We start from the raw sequence: 15,367 nt of genomic DNA, 5'->3' as shown, positions 1-15,367 counted from the left end.
GTCTGTCTTATAGATGATGACTTACTATTACCTCCTTAGTTCTATCACTACCTGGAAGCATCCAAACCACCGTTAACAAGAGGCAAATTAGAGATGCTACAAAAAAAACATTGTTTAGTCCAATGGCGGCCTCCAAAGAATACCCTGCTATCGGCCCAAGAGCTGCCCCCAAGTCCGCAATCACCGTGAAGGAGGTCATGACAAAGATTTTGTTTTTAACCCTGGAAGCGTATTGGGATGAAAGAGTATCGATCACAGTGGTTAAACTTGATGAAACCAAGAGATGCACGAGCAGGACGGGTAACCAGATTATAAGCGGAAGATCCAATGGAATCACTGCGAGCAGGAAAAATGCCAGTATGAGGAATCCTGTTAAGATTCGATTCTTTTTTTCAGTGTTGTCCAGTGCCATGCCCACTTTGGAGACAACATAAGGAGCAACTCCCCACCGAATGGCCTGCATTACTCCCGCCAGTGTGGCGGCCCCGAATATTAAACCAAATATATTAACCTGGTCATTAAATTTTACCTGGATTACATGGCTAAGGTTAGCAGTCAACATCCCATCCAACAACATGATAACAAGGAATGCAGTAGTAAATGTTTGAATGAGCTTTCGGTCCTTAAACACCCGAAAGTTTGTCAGCAAGGTAGGTGCGTTCACTGTGTCTACCTCTTGATCTAATGATTTCGGTAAGTACTTATACAAGATGGGAATACTTGTGAAGGCTAGGAGTCCAATGACCACGCTTATGATGGTTACACCGAACCAGTCCGCGAACAATCCGCCGATCAGCATCCCAAATAGGCTGCCCAGCCGGTAAAGGCCATTGTATGTCCCCATAAAACTTCCCCTGTCCGCATCGGTGGCAAGCTGTAAGATCAATAGGTAAGCCCCCAATTTCAATAAAGACCAGGAACCCCAGAGCGACCGCAGCAAGATCCAAATCTCGAAGTCTTTTACCAATCCATACCCGATGGTGGTGAGTCCGCTAAAAAGAATCGCAATCAAGATTCCCGTACGAAAGGGGAATCTTTTTATAGATGAAACCGATGAGTGGATTCAAGGGCAGTCTCACAAACCGGTTAACAGAGAGCAGGACGCCAACCTGGATGAGTGACATGAGGCCTACCTCCCTCCAATGGATGGCAGGACGATGTAAAGCATGGAATCCCCGGCCATACATATTGCGGTAATGAGGGCCAATGTGATCACAGGCTGTTTCTTTATTCCCTTCATACGTCACCTCTTTTTTAAAAGGCCAGACTGAAATAAGGCAGTCTGGCCATTTTTGTTATCCGCAGCAGGAATTCTTTTTGATTTCCAACTTGATTGGTACCGGGCCGCCACAGCCGCAGGCTACTCGATTTCCGAAGAAAAGATCCAGGAGTTGATTCTAAAGAAAAGCATTCCGCATCAGCGACCTCTTTCTAACATGATTGTTTTTCGTTTAGATCATATTGATTCCTGGATTGAACAGCAACGATTACACACAAAAGACTAAGCCCTACTTTCCGTAGGGCTTTAGCATAGGCAAGAACTTAAAAGGAAATACAATTAAATATCGAACATTACACAGAGATGGTATTAATTCTTAAAGAGTGATTTCTATCTTTTGCGTGTATTACATCCAAATACCCAAGCAGCATTCTTCGTAATGATCCAGAATAACCCATTAACTTCTGGTATTCCCCTAAAGATAATGGTGATTGAGAACCATGTAAATCCTTTATCTTCTGCAGCCTCATGATTTCCTGTAAATCAAAACTCTGCTTTTGAAGTAGGAATTCAGGAATATAGTCACCGATATTTACCTCAATGATGTTTTCCCCATCTCCGTCCCATTTAAAAATTCTCACTTTACTTCGGAAGAGATTAACATTATCTCCCTCCAAAAGCAATCTGTAAATTAAATCACTTTTCACCTTTGCTCCAACAGAATCTGCATTATAGGACTTTTCCATAATAAATACGGTCATTCCCATAATTACATCAATTATTTGAACATATTTATTTTTAGCAGAGTTTACTGATTTTACCTTATTGATTTGATACCTTAGATTCCTGTACGCCGAATGAGCATTCATTTGCTCTTTTATTTTGGAATAAAGTCTGATCTTTTTATAATTATCATCTCGATCCACAGTAATATTAACTTTAGTTATGTCGGTATTATACCTGGTAATCCCATAAAATAATCTTTCAGGAATCTTAATGTACAGCATGTTACGTAACTCAGTGTCTGTAATTCCATAATGGTTTGCCAGTTGTAGTGCACTATCATTGTTTACGATAAATAAATTAAATGTGATTCCTGAATTAAGTACGGTATTAATAACATTGAAATATTTAGATACCGCCGTATCCTTTGTGTATTCTGCAAAATGAAGTTCACTAGAGGAATTTTTATAATAAGCTTTTATTGCTTTGCTTAATCTTCCAATATCACTTTCCGAACCTCCAAATCCACCATAGTAAGAATACAATTTTGTCTCATCAAGTTTATTAGATTCATCGAAATAAATGCTGAAGTTCATGTTTTTCCTCTCCAAAAAAAGGGAATTTAATTGACAGATATAAATAACATAGTATAATGATGTTATACAAATCATAATTTAGGGTATTTACTACCTACGAACCTTTCCTCGCCACGTTAGGTGGGGCTGGGATAAGAGCTCTTGGTTTACCAAGGGCTCTTTTCGTTTAAATTATCCCCTTAGTTGGTGGTTAGTTGTTACCGTCATTCAATTGCTTTTGAAGACGTCTCTCGACTGATTTAATACTTTCTTCAGCAGGCAAATCCTCTGGCATAGTTCCTCCAAGTTCATGGATAGTCTGCCGAACCTTCTGCCCTACTTCATAATGGGTTCTGTTTGCTTTACCCTTTCCAACTACCTTTTCTCTTCTTAATTTTTCTTCAGTTTGCGTTGCTCTGAATAGATTTGCTGCTAATTCGGTGCTGCCCATATGGTCAAGAATATGCTGGGATTTTTTTAATCCTTTTTGGGTATGTATTTCTTTGGCACCTAAACCACCATATAAACCTTTGTATCCATGGTTCTGAAAAATTGCAAATTCAATACTTGTTTGGACTCCAGCTTCATTGGCTGCATCTGCTAAAGCAGTGTTATGTTTTCTTAGTTCATTCCTTAACATCACACGTTTTTCTTGGTCAGTCGCTTGTTCAAATACTTCTTGTTTCCTTGTTTGTACTGCAAAATATGATTGCCCTAAAGCAACCATTTCTTTGGAAGGATCTGCATTTTGAATGATTAAGTAGCAGGCATACCGTGATAACTTAACGCTAGATAATTCACGTGTTGCTCCAGACCCTATGGTGACCATTTCGGTGACTTCAACGAAATGGTCCTCGACAGCTTGCCCACTATTTGTACTAGCTGTTTTAGCCTTTTGTATGACTGATAAAAAATTGCGATAATCATTATAGCCAAGAATTTTTCCCAAGTCTCTTGAAGACCAATACTCAATTTCATACTCATCCACTTTCCGGGCTTTTTCAAAGGCCGAATTGTCTAATTCAACTGGTTTCAGTTCAGAGCTCATAATTTCCCCCAAAAAAACGACTTTTTTCACTATTTTACCATTATTAGTAATTGAATTTATATCATTATTTGTTCTATTTCGAATTTTTTAATATAAACAGCTATAAAGTGGATGTAAGAACTCAAGGTTGTAAAAATTTTTTTTCATTTCAGATGCCAAAACATATAAAGCGAAATATGGTTGTTAGAGTATTAAGAGGTGACTACCTTTGCTTTGAAGAAAAACTACATTACATCAAAAGACACCCTTTTCAGTGAAAGGGTGTCTTTATTCATTGCTTATTCTCCAGAAACGTATGGAAGCAATGCCATCATACGAGCTCTCTTGATTGCAACTGTTAATTTACGTTGGTATTTCGCACGTGTTCTAGTTACACGACGTAGTAAAATTTTACCGCGTTCAGAGACGAATTTTTTAAGAAGATTCAACATCTTTGTAATCGATGTGTGTGATGCCGTTAGCAGTAAAGTAACAAACTTTACGACGCTTAGCACGTCCGCCTTTACGTCCTCCACCAAATGCCGTTAGTGTCCTCCTTTAATTTTTTTTGTTAGAACGTGAATATAAGAAAGTTCATATCATTTATTCCAGAATAATTTTCAGGCCCTCAGGTGATGCTCCCTATTGGCTCGGCAGATGCCTCGCTAGAGGTCTACAACCCATTCAAGAAATAAATATATCCTTTACTTATAATCTGGTAGGTCTAAACCCTTATCACTAACACCGAGTGTAGTCCATACAAACAGTGTGCAAAAGCTTGTTTACCACTTACACAACCTAATTGCCGTTTATCCCTTACGGGACAAGGGGTAGGAGATGTTTCGTATGTCAGCTTTGGTTCACCCCTCAAAATGGCTGGTCGTTATGTAAGGCTGTCGTTCATTAGAGAAATTTTCAAAAAGGGGTGGATGCCTTAACCGTCTATAGGATCTATTTTATTTACTAAAGAACCTATATTTTTGCTGTCACACTTTGCCATAACTTGAGGACAAATATTTGTTTCCCCTACCTGAAGCAGCAAGTACAATAATAGAGTGTAAAAAATTCCCAAATTGGATATAAAGGGGGTACATACCTGAAGAAAACATTACAAAAATGCAGTCTTGTCACAATATCCCTGTTTTTTTTACTCCTGCCTTTTTCAGATACTAAAGCGGCCGGAAAAACAGGGACTGTCTCGCGTTCGTACCAACATTTGTTATTCAGCGATTTCGTGTACGAAGATCTATACCTGTGTGCAAAAGGGAAGTTAAGCAAAAAAAAGGGCGATTATACGGACAAAGTGGACCGTGTCTCTGTCAAAAGTTGCACACAGACCCTCATAAATGTCTATGAACTCGGAATAAAAGACGCGAGGAAGAAAAACGACGAGGTCGCATTAGCAAGCTATAACGACATGTTATCGGAATTAAAACCATTAGTGAAGCGTGTGAATGAAGGGGTGGGCAACTGGGAGTTGATTTCGCTCGGTAAATTAAACGGTTTTTTCGGTGCCGCCTTTAAGAATCCGAAGAACGGTGATATTGTCATTGCATTCCGGGGAACAGATGATTTAGAGGATATAGCCTATGACGCCAAGCATATTACAGCGAAACTCAGAAATACCGAACTGGCCCAGTACAATCCTGCTCTCTTGCTGGTTCAGAGCGTGTTGGACGGATACCCTGATTTCTACCTAACAGGCCATTCGCTCGGAGGCTTCCTTGCCCAAAAGGTGGCAGCGGACATCCAAAATCCCGATGTATGGCAAGTGGAAGATGTTATATATAGTGAACCAGGAGCTGTTACTCTTTTGAAAACCCAAAATTTTCAATATGCGGAAACATTTAATGGACCCGGTGTAATCCTCCGCAAAAAACCACTCACCAAGGAACAGGAAAACAAACTGCACAACACCCACGTCCGGATTGTGGACCATGTAATGGGGGCGGACAGGATTGGGAGTTTTAGCATCTCGTTAGGTAAGACGCACTCTTACCAAAAGAAAGGAAAAACTCACGGCATAGCCCATTTTTATGGAGTGAAATTGAAACCCATCCCGTCATGGGACCGAACTGCTCCGAAAGCACCATATGTAGCTCCGTTTTCGGTAAAGGATACGATGTTGTATGGTAAGACAGAGAAAAATGCCATGGTGAAGATCAAGATCGATTTTGAAGTAGTGGCTTGGGCCAGGACAAACAGCAAAGGCGAGTTTGTTGTACGATTAAGGAATCAAACACCAGGGACGGAGATCCTTGTATATGCGATCGATGAACATGGCAACGATAGCGTAACGAGCATTAGAGTACAGGAAAAAGGTACAACCTGGAACGGTACATATTTTGGTCCGTTTGGTGAGTTGAAGATTACAAATCAGTCGAGTGCCCAGTTTGATTTTAATCTGAGAGTCATAGATGGAAAAAATGTAGGCGAAGTAATTAGTCATGCCACCTACGTTGGAATCAAGGGAAGTGTCCTAAAGGTAGGGAATTACACCTGCGATATGACATTCACAAGGAATGCTGATAGCATTACTATAGAGGAAAAAGCCTGCTCAAGCTATCACGGAGCAGGTATCGAATTTTCAGGAACCTATAGGCAGAAAAAATAGCATAATCGTTCCTCAAACAAAACAAGTGGCATGTATAGATGCCACTTGTTCAATCATATTCGTAGGTCTGACCGTAAACCATCCATTACTCCTCCTGGTCTCCGGAATCCATATCCTCTTCTGTCAGTCCATAATCCTGTACATTTTTCTGATACTCCCATTCCCCTCGGTCCATGTCGACTTCATCTTTTATCCTATCCCATTCTTGATCCCTGTCCCGGTCCCAGTTCTCTTCATCTTCCTTTAAGCGGAAAGGATCGAAATTCATTTACATACCCTCCTTCCATGGTTGTTGTCACTTCTTGTTCCTGCTATTCAATATGAACTGACGAATTTCCTCATCGCTTTTTCCCTGTGATGCCTGATAGGCAGCTGTTTCCCACTCTCTCGTAGTCATGGTCTTTAAACCGAGCGATTCCTTCCACTGCTGTGCCGGGATTCGGGAACCTGCATCTTTGAGCTAATCCACATCTTTATTAGGCATAATGTCTCCCCCCTTTCATATTTGATAAGGAAATTATACCCACTAAAAGAAACGGATAACTGGTGGTTTTGGCTTTTATCGTCGAAAAACAGGGTGCGGTACACAATATATTTAACTAGGCAATAGTGTCATAACTTTTCATCATCATAGCCTGGTTGAAATCCGTAGCAAGCACAAATAAGACTCACATCTGGATTCCCTTCTTTACCGTATAAAGGACCCGGTAAACAGTCACAACCACATACCGAACAAACAAAAAACTTCTTCTTTCTAAAAATCATCTCTTCCCTACTAAAAAGCTCTATACTTTTAATGTGAAATTTCCCCACTTTTACTGAGACTCCTTCTTCCACTAACCTGCCCCGATAGTTGAAAAAAAAAGAAGCTACCCAAAACTGGATACCGGCTAAAGATCCTCCTTGTCTACAAATTATTTCGTGAAAATGAGACATTTTTCGTTACCAGTTCCATACAGGATACATTTCATAATGTATGGAGTTCTTAAAGCTCCAACTCTTTTTAGGAGAGTGATATTATTGGCACAGGATTTTACCAAAATATCAGTGCAAAGAGGAATAGATCAGGTAATCGTTGATAATCCGACGAAATTTCCCCTGATTGGTAAAGGAAAGCAAGGTGCCGTGTTTCAGATTTCGCCGTACAAGGTGGTAAAAGTTTATTGGAATCCAAAAAGTGCCGCAAAAGAGGCGGACGTGCTGGCTGCAGGAAAAGCTTCAACCATTATTCCTAAACTTTACGAAAAAGGACCTAATTATGTAGTGATGGAGTTTGTACAGGGAGAATCCTTACAAGATTATTTAGAAGGAAGGACAGAAATACCGCCGGCTATGGTTAGAATGATTGTCTCGTTATTTAAAGAAATGGAACGGTTGAAATTTGGCAGAATGGACGTAGCAACAAAACACGTCATCATAACAGAAAACGAGGAATTAAAATTACTCGACCATACAAATTCATTCAGCAAGAAACTATCCATTCCGTTACGATTTTTAAATAGACTGAGAAAGATGGATCTCTTAGATTCCTTTTTTCAGCAAGCCAAAAAACTAGACAAAGTTAGGTATTCCAAATGGAAAAAGGAGTATCAGGAATACCTGACACAATCTGATCGCCTGTAATTAGGGAGATTTCCCGGTGGAATGTTTCGTAGCAAGGTGTATCAAAATGATTAAACAGGTAATATCCTATAAAGAGCGAGGCCGGTTTACTACAAAACCAAACCACCAGCATAGCCTCGCTCCTATTTAGTTTAATGGTAATGTATGATAGGGACATAATAAAAACTGCTTTAAGCAGCTTCTGATTTTCAACTTTAGCACCAATTACTGAAGTGAGAAGAATCCGAGGTCCCCTTTCCGCCTTTTAAATTTAAGGTGTTAATCCTCTCTATTCCCCTAATGATTGGTTGTGCACGCTTTATTAATGCTTGTGTAGATTCCTTAGTTAGATACTCACGATGAGCCTGTTCATTCCTCCATACCTCGTATACGTACACAGTATCTAGTTCGTCTTCAGATATATTTACTAAAAAACATTGGCAATCATGCTGATTCTTTATCGATTCTGCCGCTTTCAAAAGTATATTCACCATAACATCACGTTCGCCTTCATTTACTAGATATTTTCCTAATAATGCAATTTTACTCATGGTTTCCTCCTTGACATCTCAAGAATACTAGCTTCCATATTAGAGATAATTGTGTTGTTCTCCTCAAAACACAAAAGCGGAGCCAGTTCGGCTCCAACTCATGATAAATGCAGAAAAGCAAATTCGTGAAAAAAGCAAGGCTTATGCTGCCACATTAAAGAATCACGCTCCATACGTATTAATGATGTCTATCCGGTCGTACTCGTTTTCCCAGCGTATTCATGAGAATGAGGATGGGATCCATTGACAGTGGTCCATCCATGAAATCTATGAAAATGTCCGCCCCCAGGCAATGAAATAGCAGGGCCCGTTTCTCCCCTGATTTCATGTTTATGTCCATCGTTGAATGAAGTCACCGTGAAATATTTATGGGTATGGGGGACTCCACTTGGTGCAGGTTCAGTTGTTCCGGCATATTTGTGATCATGGCCCACATTAAAAGAGGTTACTCCTGAAAACTGATGATGATGCAGTGGTCTGCCATCCCATGTGGTAAGGTATATGCTGTGTGAATGTTCAGAGCCTGCCTCATTTGAAATAATGATGCCCGTAACCGGTATCTCCATGTGCTTCCCCACCTTTCAAAACTCTAATATCACATTATGCAACCCAACACATTCGAATGCATGATTTCCTTATATCGTAGAAATGGTGGCGATATCGGACTAAGTAGGAGCTCTTCTATTGAAGATATCGTTTTTATACTTATCAGGATTATGATGGAGTTGTTATCAATTACTACGGCTCCTAAAAGCTGTATGTCTGGTTCAGGGGACACGGAGTCAAGGGAAATGTCGGGTGGCTTGAGTCGTTCGGGGTCAAATAGAGGACTAAAAAAAGCGAACAGTGTGGCAAAATAAAAAAGAAATCTTGTAGCAGTGCTTTTCTTCTTTTACTAATGCCTAATTTCTATGTGTTTTATGCGAGAAATTAGGCTTTTTTCATTTCAATTACGTTACCAAGGCATATCTATACTTTCATAATCCTTCTATTTATAACACTTTTTTCCTTATCCCACTAACCTGCCCCTTTAGCCCACAGAAGCTGTATTCCTTTTGTTGCCTCAAGCAAATAGTATTAACTACATTATCATTCACGTTGGGCTGTACGATTAATTTCTATTAGTTAGGGTATAGAACAGTAACCATTAAAAAAGAAAATACCTAACGCCGACATTTCTTTGTTCCTATTAGAAAAGGAGAGGTTGGTGGGAGGTGATTTTTTGAGGAAGGTTATAGGGGTAAACAGCTTAATCACTTACCTCGATTCGGCAGGCTACTCGCTTTCCGAAGAAAAGATCCAGGAGTTGATTCTAAAGAAAAACATCCCGCATCAGGGCCTCTTTCTAACATAATTGTTTTTCATTTAGATCATATTGATTCCTGGATTGAACAGCAACGATCACACACAAAAGACTAAGCCCTACTTTCCGTAGGGCTTTAACATGTCCGTTCAAGATTTCCATAAAACACTCTAGCATTTTTATTCCATTTCCAATGCTTGCTGGACTGATCCAAACGTGCGGATTCCCCTTATGTCCAATCCGCTAATCACTGCACTTTGAGCCATTTCAGGATATTTCACAAAAGCAAAAGGAACCCTCATATAAGCAATTATTCTGCCTGCCATTAATTGCTTAAATATTCGATAAGATCATCTAAGTCTGATTCCGTTTTAAAGTAAACAATGTCATTTGGTTTTAAAAATGAATCAAAAAACCTTTTCATCTTCTCTATATCTGAAAAATGATAAACGTTATCCGGATTTACCCCTGCCTGTATTGCTGGTTTTGTAAATTCTTTTGCAATGGCTCCTTGCGTGATGAGAACATTGATTGCCAAGTCGCCGACTAAACGACCAGCGTTTTCGTATTCTTCATCTGCGTATTTTCCCAATGAATCCATTCTTCCCAGAACAGCAATTTTCCTTTGGGATGGCGATGCAATCCTGCTTAATGTTTGTATCCCTATTCTTAAGGAGGCAGGATTTGACTTCCAGGTATCATCCACCAGCGTAATTTGATTTCGTCCTTTAATTATTTCAAAATGGGACTTCATGTGACGATAAGACGATAATCTATTCAATGCATACGGAAGATCCACACCTAAAATGGCTGCGGCTGCTAACGAAGCTGTGGCATTATATATATTATGTTCACCAAGACCAGGTATATATCCTTTAAACTCATTTTGTTTATATTCAATACAAAAAGTCATGCCTGTCGTATGATATTGATAGTGTTTAATCCTGAACAACGCATCCTCTTTTTTTCCAAACGTTATAATCTCCCCTCTAAAATCGGAGGTATCCATCGAGGAGAGGTAGGGATCGTCCATATTAACAATCAGGGTACCCTTATTGTTCATACCTTCCATGATTTTCGCCTTTTCTATTCTGTAATCATCAAAGGATTCGAATTGATCCGTGTGATCCACATCAATCATGGTCATGATCCCAATAGTCGGATAAAAATACTTACAGCACTCCGTCATATCCCCTTTTGCAGCTACAGCCGTTTCGAAAATTGCCACATCCGTATCTTCATCAATGCCCATTAAATAAGGAAGGTTGTAATAATCCGCATTTTTACTTGATATTGTGGCCTGAACATTATGTTTTTCTTCTAAGATATGTTTTAGCATTTCTTTCGTAGTAGATTTGCCACATGTACCAGTAATCGCGACTACAGGAATCGTAAATAGATGCCTGTAGAATGAAGTGAACGCAAAGAACGTTTCTTTGAGATCCCTCACCATAATAAGTTGCTCTGGCTTTAATTTCTCCATATGAGCAAATGGAGTATCCGTAACGATAAATACATTCTTGTATTTTTTTATAGATTTAACAGGTACCTCTTTGTCGTACCAGCAGAAGTATAACGCATTGCTCCTAATATCATATATGTCATTCGTGACCGTCTGGATCCGTATGCCTTTTTGTTTCTCAGTGGGCTGAATGTTCATTGCAATTAATAGTTCCTCCAATGATAATGTCTTCAAACTGTACCTCCTAATTTCCCTTCTAGATGCATGATTCTATTACCTGGAATTCAAAAGCTAGTGCATTATATGAGTTGTCCCCTAAAGAAGGTTGTAGTAAATATCCAGTCAGAAGAATATAAATTATCGGAGTTGGGTACAGCATAAGCTTGCTCCGCTAAGGCCCAGCTTAGTACCATTTCAGATGGTCATATTTTACATTTTTCTAATGAACCGATGTTATTAGTGAAAGTAGCTGAATAGACTTCTTGCGAAAATCGCTGCCCTTAAATCAAATTCTCACCATTTGTGAGAGGTGTCACCGATTGGATAGGAGGAAGCGGTCTGGTCAAGATGAAACTCTATTTCCCCCGATGCTTTTTTTGCGAGTTTTTTAACGTCTTCATGATTTTTCGCTGATGCCAATACATACCCATATCTGTCTCCCATAGATAAAGGCGGCCGGAGCACCTTCCCCTTTCGTGGCTTTATATACACTTCCTTTACTCCGCGGCATCTTGTGGCCCGCTTTTTACCAGTCACCTTAACCAGCATTCCGCTTTGATCAACGGTTATATAATGGACGTATACTCTTTTACTGTGCTTCCTATTAAGATTGGGCTTGTATCCCATAAACAGTTTGATTGTTTCTTCCACCAGGTTGATGCCGAAGCCCTCTTCTATCATCCGGTTCATGGCCCCTCCAGAAATCCTGGGATTAATCTCAATCAATTTCCACTGACCCTCTACGAGCCGCAACTCCAGGTGGCAGGCCCCAGACTCCATCCCAAAGCTTTCTATAATGGAGGTAACAATCTCCAAGACGGATTCATACAGTTCCTTCTTTGGTTTTGGTACCAATTTATATCCTGTTACAATAAAACGTTCTTTAAATGTAATTTCCTGCTTGATGATCGCAACAAGATGGACCATTCCACCATGGACCACTGTTTCCACCAGGTATTGTGGGCCAAGCATATACTCTTCCACCAAAATGGGCGAGTGGGCATACTTAGCTAGTAAATGATCCATCGCCTCGTGTAATCCATTTCTGTCATTTGCTAAAAAGACATCTTTTGAACCAGCTGACATAGGTGACTTGATGATTAAAGGGAAGTGTTTGTCCTGCTTTTGTTCGAAATGGCCCCTGTCTTCACCAGGTTGATACACATCATAATGAGGTGAAGCCGGATGGTCCTGTAATACTGTCCGGGTTAACACCTTATCCTCCATATTTATCATGTATTCAAATGGCATCTTCATTAAACCGAAATGTTCTGACAACGAGGCGGCTACATGTACATAAGGGTCAACGAAACTCAGAATCTGTTGTACCCGTTTTCCTTGATTCTGTACTTTCATGATCGCTTCTTTCATGGCTTCATGACTCGACAGATCTGTTAAGATCATTTGGTGGACATCAGGAAATTCCAATCTCTGTTCAATGAAACGGGGCCTATTCGTCAACAGCACCGTGAAGAACCCCATCCGCTCCGCAGCCCTTATCGCGTCCCTGCTGGAACCGGATTTAGTGGTCTGAATAAATACGATAGTTTTCATCGTTCACACACCTATATTTTTTTCGTTTAAGGTAACTTGTCTCCTATTACAGGATATAAATGAACCGGATAAAACGTTCTCAAAATCCAGGAATATAAGCATATAGACTAGCCTTCACCCATACTTTTCTATAGGGATGTAAAACGAAGGGTGGGATGTCTTACATGGTCTTAATCGGAATGCTCCATCGTCGGTCTGACCCTCTAAAGGTGAATCGTGCTTATGCCTATTCCGTAGTGGCAAAAGCGGAGGGCGTGGACTTTTTCTACTTCACGCCAGGGAAAGTGAATATCAAGAAAAGAACCATATTGGGGAAGATCTATGAAAAAGGTGAATGGGTTGAAAAATCTTTCCCTTTCCCGGATGTGATATACAATGCCAGCTATCCCGGTACAGAAAAGGCAGAGGAAATCGTTGATTATCTGTACGAAAGGATTCCGTTCACAAGCCACTCGGTAGGAGATAAATTAGGCGTTTACCAACGAATTGAACGCGGGGAGGAATTCAAATCCTATCTGATTCCTACTGAGGAGATCAAGGAAATAAATCAAGTCTATGAAATGCTCGACCGCTTTCCGGAAGTGATCATAAAACCGCTGTCAGGCAGCCAAGGCGGAGGGATTGTCTTAATAAAAAAAGCCGAATCGGGCGATTTTGACATTACCGAATCGGGGACTGACCATTCATTGACCAAGGAAGAACTTAGTATCTTGTTAACTGACAGAATCAAGGAAATGGAGTACCTGGTACAACCTTTCATGGCCTTCAAAATGAAGGAAGGACAGGTATATGACTTTCGCCTCCATGTTCAAAAAGATGGCAAGGGAAATTGGACGATCACGACCATCTATCCAAGAGTCGGATATATAGGGAGCATCACCGCCAATTTGGGGAGTGGCGGATACACATGTTATCTGGATGGTTTTCTCCAAAAGCAATTCCAGGATACCTGGTATGATATGAAACGGACGCTTGAAATATTTGCCCTGAGCTTCGCAGCCCATTTTGATACCCTTTATGATGACTCATTTGACGAATTAGGAATTGATGTGGGCGTGGATGGGGATGAGAGGCTTTGGTTGATAGAAGTCAATTGGAGGCCAGGTCCACCGGTAGCTTTTAATTGCGAGCTGGATGTGGCAAGGAACCTGGTGCATTATGCCAAATATCTGGCTGAATCAAATAAGAAACATAGAAAAAAAGGAAGCCAAAAGAATAAAAAAGGGTAATTTCTTGGTATGTATGAATGAGAATGAATTATCAGAACTTTAGAGGACGCAGTAATACGCGAATGCTATGCCACGGGGTTGCCTTTACAGACCCTTGTCTTGGAAACCAGGTCTAGGCCTGTGAAGATTAAAAAAGGGTTCTTTTGAAAAGGCCCCTTTTCGCAGTTTGCACGGTTCGAACAGAACTAAACCGTATTTATCACCATATCAGTACCTTGACCTTATAGCTACACGTAAATTTTTCCCTTTTTAAACAAAAAACAGCAGGCCACATTTTATCTTTTCTTCTAACTTATGATTTTTGCAGCAAACGAAGGCTTCTGGCCATACTAGATTGGTGTTTCATCATATTACCTTCTCCTTTGTTAAAACAAGTAAAAACAACTTAGAGGACAGTTAGATAATAATAATCTGCTTTTTACTTCATTTGCAGACAACAATAGATAGACAGTCCACACAAAACGATATGATGAGCATATATTATTATTGAGTTCCATGGAAATGGTTCATTTACTTTCATGCATACATGGAGAGGCAGGCTAAACACTGTCTCTTTTTTTGTTTTAGGGGGTAAATGAGCGGTCATATTCCTTTGCTGTGTTCAACTAATCTGCCCCGTTTCCGGTAAAGCATATTTCCTGGCTTATATCAATTTAATCAAAATCTCCAAAGAATGCTCTTGGGAAAAAGCCAAACAGGTTACCATGCAGTTATTCTTCAAAAACAATAAAGAAGAGTACGGAAAAGAAACGTATGAACGCTTTTTGGAAGCCTATTGTAAACTTGCCAAATGCTGATAAAAAAAGATGACAACCTTGATTTGATTGTGATCTTTTTTATTCTGTATGCCTATGTTGTTTCGAGCAGCAATTACCCGGGTTCCAGTGTTCTCTCCCGTTTTTACAATTACTCCAGCTCCGTCAGAACCAAAGAGGATAATGTGATGACAGTTAATGAGATTCAGGTAGCAATGGAACCAATGATTGAACCTCATACAGGAGACTCGATCCTGGATGTCAGTGGTGATGGGGAAAGTTTTCTATTATGGTTTAATTCCTCTCCAATTTCCGCATTCATAAATTCCTTCCAAGAAAAATGAAAAGGTTTGGAATGATCAATGTCCCTTACCTCCTTTTATAATACCTTGCATTTGCTATTTGGGTTCCCACTCAATTTGTATCTTTATTATTTTGTACAGTGCATATGTGCTTCCCTGACAAGATCATCGAATTGAAAGTGTTGAAGATAAACTTTTTAAGAGTATGTTTGCTGTGATAAAATTATTAAAA

15 protein-coding genes and 1 pseudogene are annotated in these 15,367 nt (G+C 39.9%); 5 read left to right on the top strand and 11 right to left on the bottom strand.

Translation table 11 applies throughout. The annotated features are described in order from the left end of the window. Positions 1-7 precede the first annotated feature (7 nt). From V1500_RS01460 to rpsR, 5 genes and pseudogenes are all read right to left on the bottom strand, one after another. On the bottom strand, positions 8-1,012 hold the full coding sequence (locus tag V1500_RS01460; RefSeq protein ID WP_409303893.1) for an MFS transporter: 1,005 nt from the start codon (positions 1,010-1,012) through the stop codon (positions 8-10). Then, positions 993-1,124, bottom strand: a complete 132-nt coding sequence (locus V1500_RS01455) for a hypothetical protein (RefSeq protein ID WP_409303892.1) — start codon at positions 1,122-1,124, stop codon at positions 993-995. Before V1500_RS01455 ends, V1500_RS01460 begins: the two co-directional genes overlap by 20 nt. A gap of 448 nt (positions 1,125-1,572) precedes the next feature. Next, positions 1,573-2,538: a hypothetical protein gene (locus tag V1500_RS01450; RefSeq protein WP_409303891.1), complete on the bottom strand. Its 966-nt coding sequence runs from the start codon at positions 2,536-2,538 to the stop codon at positions 1,573-1,575. 190 nt (positions 2,539-2,728) lie between these two features. Further along, positions 2,729-3,595: a DNA damage-inducible protein D gene (gene dinD, locus V1500_RS01445; RefSeq protein ID WP_409303890.1), complete on the bottom strand. Its 867-nt coding sequence runs from the start codon at positions 3,593-3,595 to the stop codon at positions 2,729-2,731. A 248-nt stretch (positions 3,596-3,843) separates the two neighbouring features. Continuing rightward, positions 3,844-4,018: pseudogene (gene rpsR, locus V1500_RS01440) on the bottom strand (30S ribosomal protein S18). Between the two features lie 760 nt (positions 4,019-4,778). Between rpsR and V1500_RS01435 the strand changes: the two are divergent. Then, positions 4,779-6,158: an Ig-like domain-containing protein gene (locus tag V1500_RS01435; RefSeq protein ID WP_409303889.1), complete on the top strand. Its 1,380-nt coding sequence runs from the start codon at positions 4,779-4,781 to the stop codon at positions 6,156-6,158. A gap of 85 nt (positions 6,159-6,243) precedes the next feature. Here the strand turns inward: V1500_RS01435 and V1500_RS01430 are convergent, their stop codons facing one another. After that, a complete protein-coding gene (locus V1500_RS01430; protein WP_409303888.1) occupies positions 6,244-6,426 on the bottom strand; it encodes a hypothetical protein in 183 nt (60 codons plus the stop codon). A 344-nt stretch (positions 6,427-6,770) separates the two neighbouring features. Next, positions 6,771-6,995 carry a hypothetical protein gene (locus tag V1500_RS01425; RefSeq protein WP_409303887.1) on the bottom strand — a complete coding sequence of 75 codons (225 nt, stop codon included), beginning with the start codon at positions 6,993-6,995 and terminating at the stop codon, positions 6,771-6,773. A 183-nt stretch (positions 6,996-7,178) separates the two neighbouring features. Between V1500_RS01425 and V1500_RS01420 the strand changes: the two genes are divergently transcribed. After that, positions 7,179-7,781: a hypothetical protein gene (locus V1500_RS01420; RefSeq protein ID WP_409303886.1), complete on the top strand. Its 603-nt coding sequence runs from the start codon at positions 7,179-7,181 to the stop codon at positions 7,779-7,781. Positions 7,782-7,975: 194 nt separating this feature from the next. Here the strand turns inward: V1500_RS01420 and V1500_RS01415 are convergent, their stop codons facing one another. Beyond that, positions 7,976-8,311: a putative quinol monooxygenase gene (locus V1500_RS01415; RefSeq protein ID WP_409303885.1), complete on the bottom strand. Its 336-nt coding sequence runs from the start codon at positions 8,309-8,311 to the stop codon at positions 7,976-7,978. Positions 8,312-8,499: 188 nt separating this feature from the next. After that, complete coding sequence (locus tag V1500_RS01410) at positions 8,500-8,877, bottom strand: YmaF family protein (protein ID WP_409303884.1); 378 nt, start codon at positions 8,875-8,877, stop codon at positions 8,500-8,502. A gap of 656 nt (positions 8,878-9,533) precedes the next feature. Here V1500_RS01410 and V1500_RS01405 point away from each other — a divergent pair. Continuing rightward, on the top strand, positions 9,534-9,665 hold the full coding sequence (locus V1500_RS01405) for a hypothetical protein (protein ID WP_409303883.1): 132 nt from the start codon (positions 9,534-9,536) through the stop codon (positions 9,663-9,665). A 274-nt stretch (positions 9,666-9,939) separates the two neighbouring features. On the opposite strand, the gene V1500_RS01400 is transcribed toward V1500_RS01405, so the two are convergent. After that, positions 9,940-11,310: a Mur ligase family protein gene (locus tag V1500_RS01400; RefSeq protein ID WP_409303882.1), complete on the bottom strand. Its 1,371-nt coding sequence runs from the start codon at positions 11,308-11,310 to the stop codon at positions 9,940-9,942. A 279-nt stretch (positions 11,311-11,589) separates the two neighbouring features. After that, positions 11,590-12,849 (bottom strand): ATP-grasp domain-containing protein, encoded by a 1,260-nt coding sequence (locus tag V1500_RS01395; protein WP_409303881.1) that lies wholly within the window; start codon positions 12,847-12,849, stop codon positions 11,590-11,592. A 164-nt stretch (positions 12,850-13,013) separates the two neighbouring features. Here V1500_RS01395 and V1500_RS01390 point away from each other — a divergent pair, with 164 nt between their 5' ends. Together V1500_RS01390 and V1500_RS01385 are read left to right on the top strand one after the other, a co-directional pair. Beyond that, complete coding sequence (locus tag V1500_RS01390) at positions 13,014-14,078, top strand: YheC/YheD family protein (RefSeq protein ID WP_409303880.1); 1,065 nt, start codon at positions 13,014-13,016, stop codon at positions 14,076-14,078. 943 nt (positions 14,079-15,021) lie between these two features. Continuing rightward, on the top strand, positions 15,022-15,177 hold the full coding sequence (locus V1500_RS01385; RefSeq protein ID WP_409303879.1) for a hypothetical protein: 156 nt from the start codon (positions 15,022-15,024) through the stop codon (positions 15,175-15,177). The last annotated feature ends 190 nt before the right edge of the window (positions 15,178-15,367 follow it).

The organism is Peribacillus sedimenti (assembly GCF_046237635.1).
Lineage (GTDB): Bacteria > Bacillota > Bacilli > Bacillales > DSM-1321 > Peribacillus > Peribacillus sedimenti.
Note: the sequence above shows the minus strand (reverse complement) of the source record. Positions and strands in the feature narration are given on the sequence as shown.

What these genes read in the sequence shown, in the direction of transcription:
- V1500_RS01455 (WP_409303892.1), bottom strand. Translation starts at nt 1,124, where the DNA reads ATGTCACTCATCCAGGTTGGCGTCCTGCTCTCTGTTAACCGGTTTGTG.
- V1500_RS01450 (WP_409303891.1), bottom strand. Translation starts at nt 2,538, where the DNA reads ATGAACTTCAGCATTTATTTCGATGAATCTAATAAACTTGATGAGACA.
- V1500_RS01430 (WP_409303888.1), bottom strand. Translation starts at nt 6,426, where the DNA reads ATGAATTTCGATCCTTTCCGCTTAAAGGAAGATGAAGAGAACTGGGAC.
- V1500_RS01415 (WP_409303885.1), bottom strand. Translation starts at nt 8,311, where the DNA reads ATGAGTAAAATTGCATTATTAGGAAAATATCTAGTAAATGAAGGCGAA.
- V1500_RS01410 (WP_409303884.1), bottom strand. Translation starts at nt 8,877, where the DNA reads ATGGAGATACCGGTTACGGGCATCATTATTTCAAATGAGGCAGGCTCT.
- V1500_RS01395 (WP_409303881.1), bottom strand. Translation starts at nt 12,849, where the DNA reads ATGAAAACTATCGTATTTATTCAGACCACTAAATCCGGTTCCAGCAGG.
- V1500_RS01390 (WP_409303880.1), top strand. Translation starts at nt 13,014, where the DNA reads ATGGTCTTAATCGGAATGCTCCATCGTCGGTCTGACCCTCTAAAGGTG.
- V1500_RS01385 (WP_409303879.1), top strand. Translation starts at nt 15,022, where the DNA reads ATGACAGTTAATGAGATTCAGGTAGCAATGGAACCAATGATTGAACCT.